Origin of the sequence: Vibrio sp. L85 (assembly GCF_963871815.1) — a bacterium.
In the GTDB taxonomy this organism is placed as follows: domain Bacteria; phylum Pseudomonadota; class Gammaproteobacteria; order Enterobacterales; family Vibrionaceae; genus Vibrio; species Vibrio harveyi.
This window is the reverse complement of sequence record NZ_CAWMYL010000158.1, coordinates 1-19,460: the sequence shown is the minus strand read 5'-3', so window position 1 is coordinate 19,460 and position 19,460 is coordinate 1. Positions and strand designations below refer to the sequence as shown.

The following is a 19,460-nucleotide window of genomic DNA, read 5'->3' as shown; positions in this document are numbered from 1 at the left end:
GTAAAAACAGATTCATGTTCAGTTACATAGCACTAATGACAACAAGCCCAGTAAAACTGGGCTTGAGTAAACGTTATAACAAGGTTAGCAAAGCTTGCACTGGGTGTTTAGGTTTGATGCCTTCAAAACGCTTTACTTGGCTTCGACAGGAATACCCTGTAATTAAGCATCGGTCATTATCAAGCTTATCTAAATTTGGTTTCCAGCTTAGATCATAGATATCACGAGACATAGTTAGCTTATCCACTTCATGGCCAAAAGTGCCAGCCATACCACAACAGCCTACAGGCACAGTATTCAAGATCGCACCAAAGTGAGCAAAGATTGCCCCCCACTCTTTCTCAGCATTTGGCATTTTTGTTTTCTCAGTACAATGCGCAAACAAATACCAAGGTGCTTGCTCTTTGGTATCTAAAGCCTCGAACTCGCTCAGTCTTGGATAAAGCCATTCATGAGCAGTTAAAACATCAAACCGACCACGCTTACTGCCCAATACCTCAGCATACTCATCGCGATAACAAAGCACTAGCGCGGGATCAACACCCACCATTGGAATGTCTAAATCCGCAACCATCTCCAAGAACTTAGCGGTATCTTGAGCGGTGTGCTTGAACTGGCGTAAGAAACCTTTAATGTGCTGTGCTTTGCCATTTGGCTTAAATGGCAAAAGAACAGGGTTCATACCCAACTTCTTAACCAGCTTGATAAAGTCTTCCACCACCTCAGCATCGTAGTAGCTGGTAAATGGGTCTTGTACAATCAGTACATGCTGTTGTTTATCCTCACTTGATAAACCACTCAGCACTTGAAGATCATAAGCCGTCGTTAACGTGTCTACACGATCCTTCAAAGTAGGCACAGACAGCAACGGTGCATCGACATAACCCACAGTAGATGCCGTTAAACTTTGCACCCAAGACTGCTTAAGCACTCCATTCACAAGCGTTGGGGCTTTTGCCATTAAGGGCAGCATCGACTCAATGTTCGACACCAAGTAATCTTTTGCCGGACGTTGGTAGCGCGAGTGATAGATGTTTAGGAAACGAGAGCGGAAGCTAGGCACATCAACCTTGATAGGACACTGACTCGCACACGCTTTACATGCAAGACAACCATTCATTGCCTCGTATACTTCGTGAGAGAAATCATACTCATGACGACGATTGATTGAATGACGTACACGGTCGATCATGGTTTTGATAGGCGTTTTATTTTCTAGCGTCTGCTTCTCTAAGTCGAGAATATCAATGCCTTGCTCTGTCAACTGACGTAACCATTCACGCACCAAACCTGCTCGCCCTTTTGGTGAATGGCGACGATCTGCTGTCACTTTCATCGAAGGGCACATCGGCGAGCTCGTGTCGTAGTTAAAACATAAGCCGTTCCCGTTACACTCCATTGCCTGCTTGAAGCTATCACGCACCTGAACGTCAATCTGACGGTCGAAGTAGCCACGTTTCGTATCCGTGACTTTCACAAGTTCTGCATCGCTGTTTAACGGTGTACAGATTTTGCCAGGGTTCATTTTATTGTGCGGGTCGAACGCCGCTTTCACACGTCGTAGCTCGGTAAACAATTCCTCACCGAAGAACTCAGGTCCATATTCAGAACGAAAACCTTTTCCGTGCTCACCCCACATCAAGCCACCGTATTTGGCCACCAGCTTAACAACCTCGTCTGAGATTTCATGCATTAAGGCTTCTTGATGAGGATCGCATAAATCCAATGCAGGACGGACGTGAAGTACGCCAGCGTCTACATGACCAAACATACCGTAGTTGAGTGACTTCGCATCCAGCAGTTCACGGAACTCAACAATAAAGTCCGCTAGGTTCTCTGGCGGCACACAAGTGTCTTCCGCGAACGCTACCGGCTTAGCACGCCCTTTCGCGGCCCCCAACAGCCCCACAGCCTTTTTACGCATGTTGTATATACGCCCGATGCTCGCAACATCATTACATACTTGATATCCAATAATGCCCGCTTCTTCGGTCTCTAGCATGCTATCAAGTCTGCTCGTCAGGGAGGCCACTTGCGCGGCAACTTCCTCTTCATCTTGACCTGCGTATTCCACCATATTGATGCCAAGCATCTCTTTGTTGGGAACGTCGGTGATCAGGTCGCTGACGGTGTGCCAGACAATGTCTTGTTTGGCAAGGTTAAGCACCTTAGAGTCGACGGTTTCGACTGATAGAGCATTTGCCTCAACCATAAATGGAGCATTACGTAATGCAGAGTCAAAACTGTTGTATTTTACGTTAACTAACGTTCGAGCTTTAGGGATGCGAGTTAAGTTAAGTTTTGCCTCGGTAATGAATGCCAACGAACCCTCAGCCCCACACAATACGCGAGTAATATCAAAACGATCTTCCTGCTCATCAAACGCGTTCTTTAAATCATAACCGGTTAGAAATCGATTTAACGGTGGAAACTTATCATTAATTTGCTGACGCTTATCACGACACACCGCTTCGGTAATGCGCATCGCGTTGTAGGCAAATTCACCTTCAATGGGCATACCATGAGACAGATCCGATTCTAAGATGGAACCGTCAGCAAACACCGCTTGCAGTGACAAAACATGATCTGACGTTTTACCGTATTTGAGAGAACCTTGACCAGATGCATCGGTATTGATCATCCCACCAATCGTTGCTCGGTTACTGGTCGATAAGTCTGGTGAAAAGAAGTAACCATATGGGCGCACAGCATCGTTGAGTTGGTCTTTGACCACTCCCGTTTGAACACGCACCCAACCTTGCTCTTCGTTAACCTCTAACACTTTATTCATGTGACGCGACAAGTCGACCACAATGCCTTTGGTTAACGACTGTCCATTGGTACCTGTTCCGCCTCCACGTGGTGAAAACGTTATACGTTCATAAGCTTCCTTATTGCTCAACCGACCAATAAGGGAGACATCTTGAGTGTTTTTTGGGTGAACTACAGCCTGAGGAAGTTGCTGGTAGACACTGTTATCGGTGGCTACCGCAAGGCGGCTAGAATACTGGCTTTCAATATCGCCAGTGAACCCGGATTGCTCAAGTTCTTTGAGAAAACTCAGAACAAGAGGATCGACATCCGTTTGCGAGTGTAATCTTGGTAACATTTGCTTCCTGCCCCTACTGCGCTGATCCAATCAGCTGCGGGTTATGTAATTTTTAAGCACCCACGCCTCGGAACTACACCGTCAACAGCAGAAGACAGAGACATGAATGAGGTAATATTCTTTGAATTACGTCACTTTACAACATTTAAAAAGGCGTTCAAATCAGAATCTCCAAACAAGAATTAAACTTATGCTTTATTTTTTGAGGCTTGATGCCTTACATTGAAAGGGAAATAGCCCTTTAATATGAGCTTTCAGGATGAAAAAAAATAAAGTTGTAACCACTGAAGATATCCTTCTAAAACTTTGCCAGTCGGTTTCTGGCGTTCTTACTTCGGCGACTTCCTCTCAAGTTAACTACTCAGCAATGGTGCAAAAGATCAACAAAACCAGCCTCAAGCCGGATTTTGGTTGTTTTGTACTGTTTGACGGTGGGTTTACTGGATTGGTGGTCATTAACTTTACTGCTAAAGCGGCACTGGAGGTCTACACCAACTACATGCGCAACATGGGCATGCCAGAAGAGGAGTTAGCGATCTCGCACACCTCTGACGAAGTAGGTGATGTTCTTGGTGAGCTGATGAATCAGCTGGTTGGCGACTTCACCAACAAGATCCGCAAAGAGCTACAAACCAACATTACTCAAAATCAACCCAAAATGTTGGCTCTGAATAAACAGGTAATTTTGCAAGTAGACACCAACCTCGACCGACCTCAAGCGCGTCGCGTGACCTTCTCTACGGCAAATAACAACATTTTCTACTTAGAACTTGCGATGGACAAAACCGAGTTTATTCAACTTGAAGAGTTTGAGGTGGCGGAAGACGAGAGTCCAGACGACATTTTAGAAGCGACTCGCAAAAGTATGGAAGATAAGCAAGCGTCACAATCAAGTGGTTCTAAAAATGACGCAGATGATCTGTTAGACCAGTTAGGTTTATAACGTTTCAATCGCTATTAACACCGTATTAAGCCCCTTTTAATAAGGGGCTTTCTTTTTGCTCACAGCTCACCTTTCTGGCGTTTTTAGTGCGAAAAAGGTAATATGTCCGACTTCTTAAATTTTCTGCTCTTGGTACTGTTCATCGATGGATAAACAAAAAGCTCTGAAGAAAATCGCCAAATGTTTAGAACTGGGTAATTCCGCCAACGTCAATGAGGCTGCAAACGCCATCAAAATGGCGCATCGTTTGATGCTTAAATACGGGTTGGATAAAGATGACATTGAGTTTATCAAGATGGGTAAGACGCAATCGTCACACCTGCTGCCAGCCAACATCAGTTCAACATTGCTGCGTGTGATCCGCGGTATTAACACTAAATTTGGTGTCGAGGCAGTACTTCTAAACCATAAAGGATTAAAACGAGTTGAGTTTATCGGTGAAGCAGACCGTGCGATTTTTGCTGCATTTGCATTCGATATTATCTATCGTGAAATGAACGAAAGTACTGGTCAGTTTCGTAACAGCTTTGCCGGTTCAGGCACCTCATCAATGGAAGTCACTCGTCGCGTGAACTCTTTTGTTTCAGGTTGGGTTGAAGGAGCACTTGAGAAACTACCAGTGATCTCCCCTGATGAAGAGTCCGCAAATAAGATCAATAACTACATTGATAAAGAATTTAAAAACATCGACCGAGAGACGTTCAAGAAACAACTCAAAGAAGCGATGAAAAACCTCACAGCAGATTATGAAGTTGGCCTAAAGAAGGGTCGTAAGGTCTCCGTTAACCGCGGAGTGGGCGGAGAGCAAGCGAGAAAAATGTTGGATAACCCATCGAAGTGAACCTATCACTGGTTATTCAATCGCCAACTATCAGAAAAAGCTGACGAACGTCCTACCAATCTGACGTTCACATAACAAATATCAATACCTTCTATTCCATAATTCACATCCCATTATGAGGCGCCATTGCGCCTCGGCTTATACGGAGATTTTCCTTTGAAAAAGATGTCTATTGCACTTGCGCTAGTGCTGGCTCTTACAGGCTGTCAAGCAACCCAACGCCAAAACGCAACCACAGGTGAATACGAAACAAATTCAACCACACAAGGTGCGCTTATCGGTGCGATTGCCGGCGCAGCAATCGGTCTTGCGACGGGCGACAATGCAAAAGAACGTCGTCAACATGCATTAATTGGCGCTGCAGCTGGTGGCGCAACTGGTGCTGGCATTGGTTACTACTTTGACCAACAAGAAGCAGAATTGCGTCGTGCACTACTGAATTCAGGAGTGCAAGTTGAACGCGTAGGTGAAAACAAACTGCTTCTTCGCATGGAAAACGGCATTGGCTTCTCTTCAAGCTCTTACCAATTAGACGCAAGCATCCATAACACACTACGTGGCGTGGCGCGCATTCTGGTTGAATACCCAGACACTAGCCTTGTGATCGATGGTTACACCGACAGTACTGGTAGCGATTCATACAACCAAACGCTATCTGAGCGTCGTGCTGAATCGGTACGTCAATACCTAGTATCACAAAACGTCGCAGCAGGTCGCGCAATCGCACGTGGCTACGGTGAGCGTAATCCAATTTGCTCAAACCAAACTTCTGAAGGCCGTGCTTGCAACCGTCGTGTTGAAATCCAGATCTTGCCACTGAAGTAATTTGGTTGCACCATATCGGTAATAACTAAAATTACCGGAGCAGGTCTAGCGATAAGCGCTAGACCTGACATACCTCATGTGTTTCAAAACTTTTGCCCTTTCTCTGGTATTGATGACCAGTCTGACGGGCGCAGCATTCGCCTCCCAAAACCCAACTCAGCCTGAGGCGCAATTCGAACTAGCGCAGCAACTGGCTCTATCCCCTAATCCAACTTCACCTAATGACGCACGCTATTGGTTAGAACAATCGGCACATCAAGGGTATATTCCAGCGCAAAAGCAGTTAGCCGAAGACTACGCTAGAGGTTTAACCGGAGACGTAGATTACACCTTAGCAGTGTATTGGTTTACATCAGTGGCACTGGATGATCCAAACGATCGCGGGTTCTTGTTGGCTGATTTTGTAGAACATCATCAGCAAGAAGTATCAAACGCCGATTTGGTTGAAGCCTGGTATCAACTTTCGGCTTTAAAAAACCCGCAAGCAGAGCAAGCGTACAATCAATTTTTGGAAGCGCGGTTTAACCAATTACGAGCTAAACAAGTATCGGAAATCGTCGAGTTAGACAAAAAAGCCACCGACGAAGAAGAACAAGACCAAAAACAAGCGAAGTCCACGCAACAAGCACAAGAGTCCACACTTTGGTACTTCTTTGGCGCCCTAGGTGCTGCTTTAGTAATTGCTGGAGGCGCATTCGCAACTCGCCGACATCGTCAGAATATCAATGCAAATACCGCCCACCAAGTATCCAGAACGCTGCAGTTAGAAACTCAAACTAAAGAACTTGAATTTGCAAATAAGCAGCTTAAACGTCAACTTGAAAAGGTATTCAAAGAGTTTAGGAAGATCAAAGGTCAATCGGAAGGACACAGATTGGCTGTAGCATGCGCCATGTTCGGTTATACCCCACAGAGTATCCCAGACAGTAAAGCAGTGAAATTGCGCTACAGACAACTATCAAAGCTCTATCATCCTGATTCCAGAGGAAGTGAAGAAGAAATGAAGCGTTTAAATCAGGCGTTTAAAACCATTTCACAGAATGTTACAAAATAGTAAAACCAAGTCAAACCCCTTTAGCATGCGAGCTTTTCTGCCTCTAAAATAAAGGCTCGCAATCGATCTCCCTCTCAAACAAATTAACAGACATTTAACCTAGCTATCTTTTGTATGCCATAATACTTGGCGAAAAATAACACCTAGCGACTCAAAATTCATGTAGGTGGGGAGAAAATCAATGTTCACTGAAGAAGGCACCTGTGACTGGTGCAAAAAACCTAGCTTTGTTACTCGTCATGATTACCTAGATGGTAAATACCATCGTTCTTGCAAATCTTGCTACGACATCGCCAAAATTGATGTGCGCCTCTTTAACCAAGGTGAATTGCAAATGCGTGAACGTATGGTTCAGCGAGCAAGCTAACCACAACAAATCAATGGAACTGATTTTCAAAGGCGCCTTGTTTAAGGCGCTTTTTTGATCGTATCAGCTTACCACTTTCCATCCTGCCTTCTCGTCTCCGAGTCAAATCCTACTGTGCCCCCCTGTCTATACAGTAGAAAAACACTGTATAGACAGGAAGCGCAATGTCGATGAGTTCACATTTTTTCACACTGCCAATCTACACTCGATAATAACTTTATCTCTATAATTCAACAATTTAACAAATTTTCAAGCCATAAAAATGCGACATTTATTCTAAGTCATCGATAAAAATGGGTTGATCAGACTTCGAAAACAAACTACTGTATACACATACAGCATGTATAAAGGAACAGTAAGATGCAGTTACAAAGTCAAACTCATACATACTCTCGCTACAACGTATTGGCGCAAGCAACACAACCGATGGATGTCTCTGACCAACTTCTTTCTCAGTTGGCAGTATTATCTCAGCAACAGCAGTGGATTTTGTTTACTGCTCAGTGCCCGCGTCCTGATTTTGAGCAACTTGCTGCTTCTAATATTCGCTGTCAAAACATCATTCAGATGAAGCCATCTCAGCAACTTTCTGAAGTGGAAATCGTTATTAAAGCCATCCAATCTGGCAATGCTAGCGCAGTTGTTGCTTCGAATGAGATTGCTCTTATCAATCAATCTATGCTTCGTGACATCGCTCAGCGTTATCAGTGCGAAGTCTTTTTCGTCGAAGGCCGTCCAAGCCAATACCACTAATAATATCGACGTTATCCATCCTGCATCTCGCCTCCTTTTAAGGGGGCTTTTTTATACCAAAACAAAATAAGGCAAACGTTTGCTTTTTCTCTGGCGAGTTAAAATAGTTCTGGTATGATGCCCTCATTCGGTTTATTCAGTGCGCACTGTGCGCTGAGTAAGTTCTCTTTCTGACGTTTGATTAAGATGATAGGAATGTCGCAATGAGCCTTGCTAATCAAGTACTTGCCGTCAATGACGACCTGCCAATTCGCACTCACAAGCCCGTCCACAGCGGAAAAGTTCGCTCTGTTTACTGGTTAACAGAAAAAGACAGCGCACGACTGATCAAAGAAAAAGGATACGACGTCGCCCCAGATGCGCCCTTGGCCATTATGGTAATCAGCGATCGCATCTCAGCATTCGATTGTATCTGGCACGGAGAAGGAGGACTAAAAGGCGTTCCGGGTAAAGGAGCAGCGCTGAACGCAATTTCAAATCACTGGTTTAAACTGTTTAAAGAAAACGGTCTTGCAGATAGCCATATTTTAGATATCCCCCACCCGTTTGTCTGGATTGTACAAAAAGCCAAACCAGTTAAGATTGAAGCTATCTGTCGTAAGTACATTACGGGCTCTATGTGGCGTGCTTATGCAAATGGTGAACGCAACTTCTGTGGTATTCAGCTTCCAGAAGGTCTTGAAAAAGATAAAATGTTGCCAGAGCTACTAATGACACCTTCAACCAAAGGTATCTTGAAAGGCATTCCTGACGTCCCTGAAGCTGATGACGTGAACATCACTCGCGAAAATATCGTGGACAACTTTGCAGCTTTCAACTTCTCTCATGCAGAAGACATAGCGCAGTACGAGAAGCTACTCAAAGAAGGCTTTAACGTGATCAGTCATGCACTGGAAGCCATCGACCAAACCTTTGTTGATACTAAGTTCGAGTTCGGTTACGTACACGATGCCGCAGGTAATGAAAAACTAATTTATATGGATGAAGTTGGCACACCTGATTCATCGCGAATTTGGGATACCAAAGCGTATCAAAAAGGTCAAATCGTCGAAAACTCGAAAGAAGGTTTCCGTCAGTTCCTGCTAAACCACTTCCCGGACCCAGATATTTTACTTAATAAAGAGCGTATGTCAGAACGTGAAGCATTGGCTCGCAACAACGAATTGCCAGTCGAATCTTTAATGGATATCTCTCGAACTTACATTGGTATTGCAGAAAAAATTACCGGAAAGCCAATTACGTTAAGCCAAAACCCTAAAGCTGAAATCATAGAGATCTTAAGTAAAGACTATGGCTTAATTGACTAAGCTACCCATTGCCGTTTATTGGCAGTATAGTCTCGATTAAAAAACCCGCACATTGCGGGTTTTTGTTTTTATTCGTTTGCATTTAACTAACTTAATAAATGTTTCGTAAGTAACGCATTGTTCAGCTTCGAACCAATGTGAGGACAGGGCTTCAGAATACAACTTTGAGATCCGAGTGACAACGTAACCACAACAAGGACTACTATACCAAGTTAAATAGTGTGTTTATACCCAAATTCAAAGTAAATATGATTGAGTTAAATACTCTTGAGTTCTGATATCGACAGGTTCAAGCAATCTCTTTTTCCAATGCTTCTATAACCCTTTTAGCATCTCTCAACGAAGCCCCCATCTCTTTTCTATAAAGACGAATAGCTTTTAACTTAGCCCCGGATTTAACCGCGTCACACACCTCGATTGAGACACCAAACCGTTGATCGACCTCTAAACCTGACTGTTCCAATAAGAGATCTATCTTGCGCTCAATTATCTTTTGTCGATACTTAATTGAAGAGAACTCGTTTTGTCCCCAAAATACAGCAAAAGCTAATATGCCTAACATCCACTCCACAAAGCCCTCCTTTGACACACGTTGCTCCCCTAAACAGGAAAAGTTGTGAGGAATAAAACCAATAATTAACATGAGTTCAATTACTTCGGTATAACTATCTCTAATTACGCCAGTAATCATGGCTTTTACTGCGATGCACCTTCAAGCTTCTTGAATTAGAAGGCATGGTTAAAACGAAATAACTCACTTTTTCGTAGTCCATCGCCATACCGATCATCATCAGATGTTGACACAATATAATTCTCACAGCTTAGGTTCATTCGTGTTTTATTAATCCCATCGCTTCTGCTGTTGTTATAGCATTGAAAGGTCCCAAAATTTGATTAGAGAGAAAGATAAGCTGCTGTTCATCTAAATGTTTAACATCAACATTGCTTGGCATGTCGAAGTAGATAAATCCTTTCAGAACCTCATTGAGCGTTGTAATGTCATATTCGCTCAAAACACTTTTAAGTTTTTCGGCTTCTTCTTGAGTGCACTCGTAACCCTTAAGAAAATGTATGTATAAGAATACTTTTCTTTTGTTATCTAGCGTCAAACTTTCGAACCAATCAGACTGAGGAAATACGATAGTCGTTTCCTTGCCTACCTTGTCACACTCTTGCCACTTGTCATTCCATGTTTCCAAGTAGCTCAGTTTATCCACTTTTGACACGCATCCAACTAAAATGAGTAGCGTCACGTTGATAACGAGTGTTTTCATTATCCCCACGTAATATAAACAACAAAGTTGATTCATTTTTTCCTCGTTCTTACAGAAACATTAAATCAAGCGCTCGTTACAATCTAACATTTTGACTGGTAACTGGTTATCCACGAGAAAGTAATAAAATCGCAAATCCTCGATCAAGTCTTTCGAAGCAAGTTCAAAATCTTGGTAAGTCTGATTTTTGTAGCGAAAACGAACCGTGTGTTCAAACCTCTTGGTTTGTCCATACAGAATTTCTTTTACATCAGATGTCATGATACACATATTGAGAAACCTCAACTTAGTGCCATCAAACGAGACCTCGACAGACTGTCGTGGTTTTGATACTGAATAATCGATAAGTAGTGAGAAACCACAACCAAAGGCTATAAAGCTGAGTTGAGTAAGCAATGGTTCTTCTGAAATGATCACTAAGTAGTAAGCTAAAATACTAAAGAAAAAGACTCTGTTTATAAAACTATGAAGTAGCTTAATATTGGACAACTTGTTTTGTCTTAATAATGTTTTCATGTTTCCATTTATCATTTTCACTATGAAGTAATAATTTTTCTAAAATTTTCCAAAGCCCAAAGATAATTTGGTCACTCTTCCCGTTTTTAGTTTGTAGATCCTAATGCCCGTATTGGGTGGAAATAAACTTATTTATATTTTAGTAAATTTAAAGATTAAACATTCCAGTAGCATGAGATCGTTTGCAAGTTCGATATAATCATCACTGTCTTCATCTTATTTAGCTAACAAAGCTAAATCACGCTCATACTTCTCAATTAAGTAAATCTTTATGTACCTCAGTTCTTTATCATCAAACATAGAGATCCAAGCCTGTTTTAGCGCTGATTTGAAATCCATAGCTGATAACGTTTTTGTGCCGTTGGCGAAACGTAACACTCTTTACTTTCAACCCATATAGGGCGCTGTCGCCTATTTAGAAGCGAAATATGTATCGTACTTCCATCATCTGCAGTGCACTCGTCCTCACCGAGACAACATTGGTTTCGCAGCCATCGCTTTCCTTGAAAGTAGTAAGACTGACCATTACGAGTTAGTGTTATCAGATCTATCAAAATATCTCCATTTTGTAACCCAACATATGCGAGTAAATTTCGTGACTTGCGTTTCACTTCTCCCTCCAATGGAGCAACATTGAATAAGGTTTTCACTTTCAATACATCTAAGGAATCCTATCAGCAAAGCGAGTATCATAAGTCTTCTTGGTTAAAATTAAGTATTTGTTCCCCAAATACAACCTTCGCCTCACTCTCAAGTGACTTTCTGAGTAGTTGAACCTTTATATAATCATTAGCAGCATTAGCGCGAACATTTTCATCATCGGAAAAATCACTTATACTCCTTAGCCTTTCAAGCTCATTAAGCATAGATTCTAATATTATTCTAGTTTCCCAATCAACAAAGCTACATTTTAATTCCCTAACATATGTTATGTGACTTTTCTCTATTTGACTTGATGATAGTAAGACTTTTCTTTTCCATGAACATTTCCGTCTATAATTAAGTTTTCGCAAACTAAAAATTTTTAAAACAAGGAAGAATCATTAATTAATGATATTATTTTTATAAAGATCTTCAATAGGAAAAATCATATTATAATCATGCCAGTTCAGATTCCCATCAACAATGTCAAAGTCAACAAAGAAACAAGTATCCCTGTACTGCTCATAATCCGGGTGTTTTCCACTAAAAATAAATGATGAGAAGTCAACAATAGATATGTGTCCGTCACTGAATTGTATCTTTAATATGTATCCAAAAAGATGTTTTACCTTGACTATTGAAATGTTTTCCATTTTTTCCTTCTAAAATCTGTTCAGGATAATTGTCCATTTAGGGAGGGTTACTGTTTATATGAAAAACGATAAAAACAAGTTTTAAAGTACGTTCCATTAGGCTTGGTGATAAGGCGTAAATTGCGAATTAATTAGTAGTTTTACACTTCAGCGTATTATCTCCAATAAAATTGGATGAGAACATGCCATTATAGTCAACATAATAAAAAACATATTGAATACGCACACCCAATAAATATATATAAAAATACTTACCCAGCCATTTTTAATTAACTCCTAAACTAGGAAAAATCATAAGTAAAAACATATTTCGAATAAGTCCACTTCTGCTTTTGGATGCTTTTAATAACATAATTTCTGACGAATAGTATTTAGCGTAAAGTAAACCAAATAAAAGCAAAAAATATATGCCACATACAAACAATAACAAACTTATGTCGATTTTAATGAGCACTACAGCAAGGAAAGGACAAACTAGTAATATAGAGATAAGTATCATCCATATCCTGAGCATTGACACATTTTCAACCCACTCAAACTTCCTAGCCATAAGTTTCGGCAAATAATCCATTTTACCTCCTGATACATTAGACAGGTTTCATCTTGCCTATATGCTTCAAGTAAAATCATAAATCATATCGCCCTAATAAAGAAGCCTCACCTTTATATAATTGACACATTGAGATCAATGGCTCAGTTATAATGTTGTAAGGTACATTTTTGTATTAATATCGAAACATAACTAAACACTAATTCCCGAAATTAGACTCTTGACTTAATAAGTTAACGCCGCGGGCATTAATTACTATTCTGCAAAAATTTCTGATATCGGAAAGTGTGAGGCTATCAACTTTGCGAACTCTGCATATGCCGTGCATTATCTGCGGCTTTTTACCACCACAGGCTTTCCCATAATATTTAATGTCTGGCGAAGAATACAATGATAGTGTTTTCTCAGCGTAAGTCATTACAGTTCCCGCTTCGCCACACAACGCCCCAAACGCATAAGGCTTTATAAATTTATGGTGTTCTTATAGTAGTTGATCTTTTATCCAATATTCTGCGGTATTGTCATGCTACGCCCAAGCAAATAGCATACTGAACTGGTTTGGAGTAAAAACGCCAAGCGTTACGAATCACTCTTAAATTTATTGTTATGTGATTTTTCACCACATACGGAAACGCCCAAAGTTATTAGCTTTGGGCGTTTCTTCTAGCAAACTGGTTACGACAAACCGAGCTCTAAAGTGTCATATGCAGAATTGGAAAAGGTTTTCCCATATCATCAAGTGGTGAGCGAGAAACCACTCTAAAACCCATATACTTGTAAAAACCTACGGCTTGCGGGTTTTGTTCATTTACATCGACTTTGGTTGCACCTAACTGCTCTATTGCATATTGCAGTAGCACCTTACCAACACCTTGCCCTCTTGCCTCGTTCAATATAAATAGCATTTCAACCTTTGAGTCGTAGATACCCACGAAACCTAAAATTGAGCCGCTATCATTTTTCACACATCTCAACGCGACAGCAGGAAAATCCTGCTCAATGATAATTGGTTTAAAAAACTCAATATCTTCTTCTGTTATGAAGTCATGAGTTGCTCGGACTGAATTTTCCCAAACATTAAGCATTTCTGCATAATTTTCAGGAAGCACATTTTCTACAATCATCGTATTTTCTCTAAAGTTGACTGAAATTCATGTGCAGCCGCGAGGAGGAATGTTAACCTCAATAGGTATGAGTTGTCCACCAATCGCATAATTCCCTGCTAAGAGTGAGCAACACAGAACAAAAGCTGTCGCACATCACCTTAGTCACTAAAATCAAGGGATGATAAAATGCTACGCGTGATGCCCCCCTAAACAGTTTGTTATGTTTATGTGTTGGAGCGAATGATCTTAAAACCGTCGTCAGCGGCAATCCTAAAGTTATTGCTAAATCCATTTTTTATGGTTACGTCTAATGATTTTTTGCACTGTTTGATATCAGGACATACTCCATTTTCTACTTCGAATACGTATCCTCCTGGAGCTAAGTAAATGGTAATTTCCTCCATCACGTTAAGCCACACCACGTATTCTCCATCTATTTTCAAGAATGTAGTAGCCAAAGATCCTAAAACACCAGTGTCCCGTGTTATCGTCACTGGAACAGTTCTAAGTTCAGAAGGTTTATATAATTTTTGATTATATAATCGTTTATGAGACGCTAGCTTAATATCAGATGGTGCTGTTGGAGCTGTAGCGCATCCAACTAATCCAACAATTAAAAATAAACACAAAATCCTTTTCATATATTTCTCCACAAATTAGCTATACGTTTTTAAGCTACATACACATAACGCCTTGTTAAGGTATAAAGCACGCAAAATACCTAAGCGGCCGCATACCACCGTAAACACAAAACCCAACGATGGCATGAAAAATACCAAGCGTTGGGAATCACTCTAAAATGCTTTGTTAACTCATAATTTTGGGGGAGTTATAACCCTGCGTCGATCATTAAGAAGTTCGTTTTCATTTTTATTGCTGACGTTTTAACACAAACAGCATAATGCCCTTTTCGACCTTTCAACTTTCTAAGGATCATTGAACGTACTTGTTTGCTCAACCATTTTGCGGGGTTCTCTCCAACAGATATTGGTCTAGGAACTAAGTCCATGAGGTCAGAGCATTTTCCCGATTCTGATAACATTTTATATGTAAGATTAAACATTTCATCATTTATCGCCCAGTTCCTAGCTTGTGGACCATATACATTGATAAGAAACGACTTTAGATCTTGCTTTTCTTCTATTGATAAAGACATATCACTTCCTTTTAATTGCATTTAGCAGTTCAATGTAATACTCATCCTCTCCTCCAATACTGAGATGATGAATTTGATACTTTTCAAAAACAAGAATGTTACCCTGCTTTGACGCATCGTCATAACCACCCAACACCTCTACATCGCCAAACTTCCGATTAATTACATTAGTTTTTGACAGACCAAATGACATTGCTTGCTCATTTGCAAGCTCACCTAACCAATTAGGTAAACTTGTCCGTAGATTTGGATAAAAGACTGACTTTAAAAATTCATGTTGAATGTCAGTTAAATCAATCGTTGTGTAAAATTCCTTGGGATTTATTATCTCATGAGAGAAGTACCAATCATCATATTTCAGGACAAGTACATTGCCTGAATGTGATAACTTTTCTGGTATGGATATATCTACTACAACCTTATTAGATAAATGCAACTGTTCTAATTTCGCATAACACATATTTGATGTAAAAATTAGCAGGAGAATTATTAGTGGTTTCATCTCAAGGACTCAAATTAAATGAAAACCATTCTTGCATTGCCAATGCATATCTGTCGACATTTTCACATTCGAGGATGAAACTGTGCGATTCACATACAATGTAAATGAAACTGACAACAAACATATTTCAACAACACCTGCACTACGCATTGTGAGTTAACGCCGCATTAAGGTGTGAGCAACGCTACCACGAAACTAAACCAGACCACCATAAACATAAAACCCAACGATGGAATGAAAAATGCCATGCGTTGGGAATCACTCTTAAATGCTTTGTTATTTGAATTTATTATGGATTACTCTACTTCGATGAAATCATCATCATCAAACTTACCGCCATGTTGTTTCCTATATTTTTCAAACTCTATATCTGTTTCTAAGTCACCGGTAGGCCAACCAGCATCTAGTTGTGTCAGCATGTCAAATACTGGCGACCAGCCGACAATATCAGAAGTCGTTTTATTCAACCAACATTTACCATCCCAGTATAAGTAGTCATACGAGCCAAAACCACTAAGATGTCTTAATGCAACTAAGTAGACACCAATTTCGCTAGGCTCTGTACCCTCAAACCATGTAGCTTTGATCTTCACTTTACTCATTATTTCTGATTCCTAAATGCTTCCGCCTTATCAATTAACCAACTCATATACTCGTGCCTTCTCGCCTGCGCATGAGCACCATCCACCAAGAAATCGATTATAAAGTAAGTATTGATGCTTGTAGCACCCTCAGTATAAATTAAGACACTATCACTTGTATCACTTTGACCAAGTTTTAGCGTTTTAATTTTATCTAGTATATGAATATGCATTAACCCAGCATCTTCTGCTGCAGGAGCTGGTCTATGATATGGGACTTCTTTACCAAAATATGATATCCGATGACCTTGCTTGTGACGCTTAAAGTCATGAATTAATAAATCTAGGTCTTTGTTAAGTTTTCTTTCCTCACTGAGAGCCCTAGTTACGTATATTTTGACGTCCATGTTTAAATTGTTCCTCTTTTATTTGACTTCTACAAATTCAGTGGAACTATCACTTTGCCTATCTTTAGCACGCTCAAAGCTCCTTTTTACTCTATTTATTGCAACATAATGAGGGGTGAAACTTTCCTGTTTTTTTGCCTTAGGTCTTGATTTTTCTTTCATTTTTACTCCCTTAAAGTTAAATATCTAAATCTAAATTCCAATAACGTCCTGTTAAGGGGTGAGCAACGTAATACCGAAGCCGTTGCACACCACCTTAAACAACAAAAACCAACGCATAGTGAAAATGCCACGCGTTGCGAATCCCTCTTGAACAGTTTGTTATGTTTGTGCTGACGTAGCTAGGCAAACTTATGGTTGTATAGAAGTAAAATGTTGATCACTGGTTCTTCGTAAGGGTGAATTGTTCGAATAGCATCAAGTGCAGCTTGAACTAAAGACTCTTGGCATCTAACGTCAATTCTGACCTCTTCACCAAAGTTAATTTCACCCTTCTTGCCAGTAACAGGTTCCGAGCCTTCAGTTGGTCTCCAGAAACCTGAAATTTTTACGATTGAAATAACGCTGTCATAGTCACCCACAACACCAGCGCCAACTGAGTTAAGTACATCACGGATAGCTACGACTTCTGTTTCAGGTGCATAGATTTCTAGCTTGAATTCCATCATTTTCTCCCAAAAAACATAACGCCCTATTAAGGTGTGAGCAACGCATAATAAAAATGCCACGCGTTGCGAATCACTCTTAAACAGATTGTTAATTGGCTTTTTCCACCTTTTCTAAGACTTCTGGTTTTTGAAGCTCTGTCACCAAGAAACTAACCCACTGCTTTGTGTATAAGTAGCCATCAAAACCCTCGACAAATGAACTATATTCACCCTTAAATCCGACTTTGTCTTCACGAGGTCGCGCTTCAAAAAACTTCCAACACTTTGTGTGAAGAGGCATATTGAAAAATGACAGTTTATCTTGGACTAAGCTCATTACTTTAGAGGGCTTGAGCTTATATGGGTTTTCGATTCCTTCAATAAAAGCAATACCCTGCTCATAGTTCTTTATCTCATCTTCGCTGAGTTTATTAACATTAATAAACTCGACTGCAATGTCAGATGATTTAGCATGGTTGCCTAGCTTGGGAACTAACAAAGCACGAATACGGTATTGCTGACTTTCAACAATATCGTCCTCTAAGTCTTCTCGATAAGTTTCCATATAGTTACGTACTACTTTATAGTTTTCTTTTTGCAGTTGCTTCATCGCATCCAATTGCGATTGTTCTGATACACGGCTAAGTTGTATTGCAATTGCCAAATTTGTACATAAGGCATGACTATCCCCAAACTCTTCGACCAACAAGCTTTCAAAATTGATTAATGCAGCTTGGCATTCACCTGAAACTGCCATGTCAATAGCAGGCAAACTGCGATGCTCTATTTTGTTTCTTAAGCCGATTAGGAATTTAAGATTGTATTTCTCCGGACGCTCTACACCACCCCAATACTGATTGCAGCACTCCATCAGCTCCCAAGCTTTTTCTTCACCATCAATTTTGACGGGCTCACCATCTTTTAGGTGGAAATAATAGCCCCCCTTTTTCTCAAAAATTGCGTGAAACAACGCTGTGTATGCGATGACAATATTTACAATGTAACCATAGGTCTTAAACTCAGTATATGGGTTGTTATATGTTGACACAGCAAGCAATGCAAACTCTCTCGCTTTGTGCATACCTTTGATCGACTGGTCCGTAACTTGTTGTAGTTTTTGGCTATGGACTGAACGAAACTCTTCTTTGCTTAGAAACTTGATACCTGAAGCCATCTTTTTGAACATACTGGTGCCACCGTTTAGATGGGTATGTACCGCAAGTCTGAGTTTTCCAACCAGTAGCTAAAGACAACTCTTCAATTGTGAACGATTCACCTTTATTTTCCTTGTTAGATAGGAATGTATAAGCTAAATCTACTTGATCATATCTGCCCAATCTAAACCTCCTGTTGGACTTGCGAGCCAATTAACGCAGCATTAAGGTGTGAGTAACGCAATACTGAAGTCGCCGCATACCACCTTAAACACTAAAACCAACGCATAGTAAAAATGCCACGCGTTGAGAATCACTCTTAAACAGTTTGTTATGCCTATGCTAACCACCTAGAAAATCTAGTATTTTTTGTCCAGTACCTAGACCTCGTTTGTAAAACTCAGTGTGACCGCAACTACTGCATGATAAGAAATAAAAACGGTGTTTGTTGTAATTGAAAAATGTACTCCAAAATCCACCACTGGCTCTTAACTCACCAACCTCATATGACTATGAACCACATTTATCACAGCAGTATTCGAACTTCGATTTCACTTTGTCATTCCCTAGGAGGTGGTTTACCATCTGCTTGTTTGCAAGCTCTTTGCTAAAGACCCGCACTTTTCACACTTCAATGATGAGTGCTCATTGCTATGCCCGCACCCAAAGCACTCCCATTTACTATCCATATTTCCTCTTATAGGCATAACGCCCAATTAAGATGTGAGGCACGCAATACGATGTTCCCGCATACCACCTTAATCACTTAAACCAACGCATAGTAAAAATGCCACGCGTGCCGAATCACTCTTAAATTGTTTGTTAGTTGCCCATCTCAAAGCCAAGTGCTAACATTTGTACACACACCAACAAAGGAATATATCATGGACACTAGAATTCAATTTCGTGTTGATGAAGAAACAAAACGCCTAGCTCAACAAATGGTTGAGAGCCAAGGTCGCACTCTGAGTGACGCATGCCGTGAACTTACTGAGCAACTCGCTGAACAACAAAGAAAAACATTGTCTCACGATGCATGGCTAACTGAACAAGTAAACCTAGCATTTGAGAAG

Annotated in this window: 22 protein-coding genes and 2 pseudogenes; 8 read left to right on the top strand and 16 right to left on the bottom strand. The window is 40.6% G+C overall.

The features are described from left to right. Positions 1–73: 73 nt before the first annotated feature. The gene (ydiJ, locus tag AACR11_RS15685) at positions 74–3,109 is read right to left on the bottom strand and encodes a D-2-hydroxyglutarate dehydrogenase YdiJ (protein WP_029791147.1); all 3,036 of its coding nucleotides are present in this window, start codon (positions 3,107–3,109) and stop codon (positions 74–76) included. A 259-nt stretch (positions 3,110–3,368) separates the two neighbouring features. Between ydiJ and AACR11_RS15680 the strand changes: the two genes are divergently transcribed. The 7 genes from AACR11_RS15680 (at position 3,369) to AACR11_RS15650 (ending at position 9,199) form a co-directional block, all read left to right on the top strand. Continuing rightward, positions 3,369–4,052: a DUF3334 family protein gene (locus AACR11_RS15680; protein WP_009697342.1), complete on the top strand. Its 684-nt coding sequence runs from the start codon at positions 3,369–3,371 to the stop codon at positions 4,050–4,052. Between the two features lie 145 nt (positions 4,053–4,197). Beyond that, the gene (locus AACR11_RS15675) at positions 4,198–4,893 is read left to right on the top strand and encodes a DUF2786 domain-containing protein (protein WP_005445617.1); all 696 of its coding nucleotides are present in this window, start codon (positions 4,198–4,200) and stop codon (positions 4,891–4,893) included. Positions 4,894–5,058: 165 nt separating this feature from the next. Next, positions 5,059–5,718, top strand: a complete 660-nt coding sequence (locus AACR11_RS15670) for an OmpA family protein (protein ID WP_017190341.1) — start codon at positions 5,059–5,061, stop codon at positions 5,716–5,718. A gap of 76 nt (positions 5,719–5,794) precedes the next feature. Beyond that, a complete protein-coding gene (locus AACR11_RS15665; RefSeq protein WP_026138246.1) occupies positions 5,795–6,772 on the top strand; it encodes a J domain-containing protein in 978 nt (325 codons plus the stop codon). Between the two features lie 181 nt (positions 6,773–6,953). After that, on the top strand, positions 6,954–7,139 hold the full coding sequence (locus AACR11_RS15660) for a hypothetical protein (protein ID WP_005445621.1): 186 nt from the start codon (positions 6,954–6,956) through the stop codon (positions 7,137–7,139). 360 nt (positions 7,140–7,499) lie between these two features. Continuing rightward, positions 7,500–7,892 (top strand): SulA-like leucine-rich domain-containing protein, encoded by a 393-nt coding sequence (locus tag AACR11_RS15655; RefSeq protein WP_009697340.1) that lies wholly within the window; start codon positions 7,500–7,502, stop codon positions 7,890–7,892. A gap of 203 nt (positions 7,893–8,095) precedes the next feature. Continuing rightward, the gene (locus tag AACR11_RS15650) at positions 8,096–9,199 is read left to right on the top strand and encodes a phosphoribosylaminoimidazolesuccinocarboxamide synthase (RefSeq protein ID WP_005445626.1); all 1,104 of its coding nucleotides are present in this window, start codon (positions 8,096–8,098) and stop codon (positions 9,197–9,199) included. Between the two features lie 289 nt (positions 9,200–9,488). Here AACR11_RS15650 and AACR11_RS15645 read toward each other — a convergent pair whose 3' ends face one another. The 15 genes and pseudogenes from AACR11_RS15645 to AACR11_RS15575 form a co-directional block, all read right to left on the bottom strand. Next, entirely contained in the window at positions 9,489–9,890 is a 402-nt protein-coding gene (locus AACR11_RS15645; protein WP_033001807.1) for a hypothetical protein, read from the bottom strand. 136 nt (positions 9,891–10,026) lie between these two features. Continuing rightward, entirely contained in the window at positions 10,027–10,473 is a 447-nt protein-coding gene (locus AACR11_RS15640) for a hypothetical protein (RefSeq protein ID WP_029791150.1), read from the bottom strand. Positions 10,474–10,533: 60 nt separating this feature from the next. After that, positions 10,534–10,989, bottom strand: coding sequence for a hypothetical protein (locus AACR11_RS15635; RefSeq protein WP_029791151.1), 456 nt, complete (start codon positions 10,987–10,989; stop codon positions 10,534–10,536). Positions 10,990–12,032: 1,043 nt separating this feature from the next. After that, positions 12,033–12,284 carry a DUF2442 domain-containing protein gene (locus AACR11_RS15630; protein WP_005445646.1) on the bottom strand — a complete coding sequence of 84 codons (252 nt, stop codon included), beginning with the start codon at positions 12,282–12,284 and terminating at the stop codon, positions 12,033–12,035. Positions 12,285–13,130: 846 nt separating this feature from the next. Then, positions 13,131–13,360, bottom strand: a pseudogene (locus tag AACR11_RS15625) (hypothetical protein); the annotation flags it as partial. A gap of 166 nt (positions 13,361–13,526) precedes the next feature. Next, on the bottom strand, positions 13,527–13,958 hold the full coding sequence (locus AACR11_RS15620) for a GNAT family N-acetyltransferase (RefSeq protein WP_029791157.1): 432 nt from the start codon (positions 13,956–13,958) through the stop codon (positions 13,527–13,529). 206 nt (positions 13,959–14,164) lie between these two features. Further along, positions 14,165–14,581 (bottom strand): hypothetical protein, encoded by a 417-nt coding sequence (locus tag AACR11_RS15615; protein ID WP_029791159.1) that lies wholly within the window; start codon positions 14,579–14,581, stop codon positions 14,165–14,167. A 188-nt stretch (positions 14,582–14,769) separates the two neighbouring features. Further along, entirely contained in the window at positions 14,770–15,096 is a 327-nt protein-coding gene (locus AACR11_RS15610) for a hypothetical protein (RefSeq protein WP_029791160.1), read from the bottom strand. Position 15,097: 1 nt separating this feature from the next. Further along, entirely contained in the window at positions 15,098–15,598 is a 501-nt protein-coding gene (locus AACR11_RS15605) for a hypothetical protein (protein WP_029791164.1), read from the bottom strand. 296 nt (positions 15,599–15,894) lie between these two features. After that, on the bottom strand, positions 15,895–16,200 hold the full coding sequence (locus AACR11_RS15600; RefSeq protein ID WP_017191351.1) for a hypothetical protein: 306 nt from the start codon (positions 16,198–16,200) through the stop codon (positions 15,895–15,897). Continuing rightward, positions 16,200–16,586: a type II toxin-antitoxin system YafO family toxin gene (locus AACR11_RS15595; protein ID WP_029791167.1), complete on the bottom strand. Its 387-nt coding sequence runs from the start codon at positions 16,584–16,586 to the stop codon at positions 16,200–16,202. Before AACR11_RS15595 ends, AACR11_RS15600 begins: the two co-directional genes overlap by 1 nt. Positions 16,587–16,604: 18 nt before the next feature. Next, positions 16,605–16,748: a hypothetical protein gene (locus AACR11_RS15590; RefSeq protein WP_155397170.1), complete on the bottom strand. Its 144-nt coding sequence runs from the start codon at positions 16,746–16,748 to the stop codon at positions 16,605–16,607. A gap of 179 nt (positions 16,749–16,927) precedes the next feature. Next, positions 16,928–17,254 (bottom strand): hypothetical protein, encoded by a 327-nt coding sequence (locus AACR11_RS15585; protein WP_223295743.1) that lies wholly within the window; start codon positions 17,252–17,254, stop codon positions 16,928–16,930. 88 nt (positions 17,255–17,342) lie between these two features. Then, on the bottom strand, positions 17,343–18,281 hold the full coding sequence (locus AACR11_RS15580) for a DUF3644 domain-containing protein (RefSeq protein ID WP_223295747.1): 939 nt from the start codon (positions 18,279–18,281) through the stop codon (positions 17,343–17,345). Positions 18,282–18,729: 448 nt separating this feature from the next. Beyond that, positions 18,730–18,834: pseudogene (locus tag AACR11_RS15575) on the bottom strand (zinc ribbon domain-containing protein); the annotation flags it as partial. Positions 18,835–19,271: 437 nt separating this feature from the next. Between AACR11_RS15575 and AACR11_RS15570 the strand changes: the two are divergent. Further along, on the top strand, positions 19,272–19,460 hold a 189-nt coding region (locus tag AACR11_RS15570; RefSeq protein WP_079324823.1), incomplete at its 3' end, for a type II toxin-antitoxin system RelB/DinJ family antitoxin.

Coding starts and splice junctions, on each gene's coding strand:
- ydiJ (WP_029791147.1), bottom strand. CDS start 3,109: ATGTTACCAAGATTACACTCGCAAACGGATGTCGATCCTCTTGTTCTG.
- AACR11_RS15680 (WP_009697342.1), top strand. CDS start 3,369: ATGAAAAAAAATAAAGTTGTAACCACTGAAGATATCCTTCTAAAACTT.
- AACR11_RS15675 (WP_005445617.1), top strand. CDS start 4,198: ATGGATAAACAAAAAGCTCTGAAGAAAATCGCCAAATGTTTAGAACTG.
- AACR11_RS15670 (WP_017190341.1), top strand. CDS start 5,059: ATGTCTATTGCACTTGCGCTAGTGCTGGCTCTTACAGGCTGTCAAGCA.
- AACR11_RS15665 (WP_026138246.1), top strand. CDS start 5,795: ATGTGTTTCAAAACTTTTGCCCTTTCTCTGGTATTGATGACCAGTCTG.
- AACR11_RS15660 (WP_005445621.1), top strand. CDS start 6,954: ATGTTCACTGAAGAAGGCACCTGTGACTGGTGCAAAAAACCTAGCTTT.
- AACR11_RS15655 (WP_009697340.1), top strand. CDS start 7,500: ATGCAGTTACAAAGTCAAACTCATACATACTCTCGCTACAACGTATTG.
- AACR11_RS15650 (WP_005445626.1), top strand. CDS start 8,096: ATGAGCCTTGCTAATCAAGTACTTGCCGTCAATGACGACCTGCCAATT.
- AACR11_RS15645 (WP_033001807.1), bottom strand. CDS start 9,890: ATGATTACTGGCGTAATTAGAGATAGTTATACCGAAGTAATTGAACTC.
- AACR11_RS15640 (WP_029791150.1), bottom strand. CDS start 10,473: ATGAAAACACTCGTTATCAACGTGACGCTACTCATTTTAGTTGGATGC.
- AACR11_RS15635 (WP_029791151.1), bottom strand. CDS start 10,989: ATGAAAACATTATTAAGACAAAACAAGTTGTCCAATATTAAGCTACTT.
- AACR11_RS15630 (WP_005445646.1), bottom strand. CDS start 12,284: ATGGAAAACATTTCAATAGTCAAGGTAAAACATCTTTTTGGATACATA.
- AACR11_RS15620 (WP_029791157.1), bottom strand. CDS start 13,958: ATGATTGTAGAAAATGTGCTTCCTGAAAATTATGCAGAAATGCTTAAT.
- AACR11_RS15615 (WP_029791159.1), bottom strand. CDS start 14,581: ATGAAAAGGATTTTGTGTTTATTTTTAATTGTTGGATTAGTTGGATGC.
- AACR11_RS15610 (WP_029791160.1), bottom strand. CDS start 15,096: ATGTCTTTATCAATAGAAGAAAAGCAAGATCTAAAGTCGTTTCTTATC.
- AACR11_RS15605 (WP_029791164.1), bottom strand. CDS start 15,598: ATGAAACCACTAATAATTCTCCTGCTAATTTTTACATCAAATATGTGT.
- AACR11_RS15600 (WP_017191351.1), bottom strand. CDS start 16,200: ATGAGTAAAGTGAAGATCAAAGCTACATGGTTTGAGGGTACAGAGCCT.
- AACR11_RS15595 (WP_029791167.1), bottom strand. CDS start 16,586: ATGGACGTCAAAATATACGTAACTAGGGCTCTCAGTGAGGAAAGAAAA.
- AACR11_RS15590 (WP_155397170.1), bottom strand. CDS start 16,748: ATGAAAGAAAAATCAAGACCTAAGGCAAAAAAACAGGAAAGTTTCACC.
- AACR11_RS15585 (WP_223295743.1), bottom strand. CDS start 17,254: ATGATGGAATTCAAGCTAGAAATCTATGCACCTGAAACAGAAGTCGTA.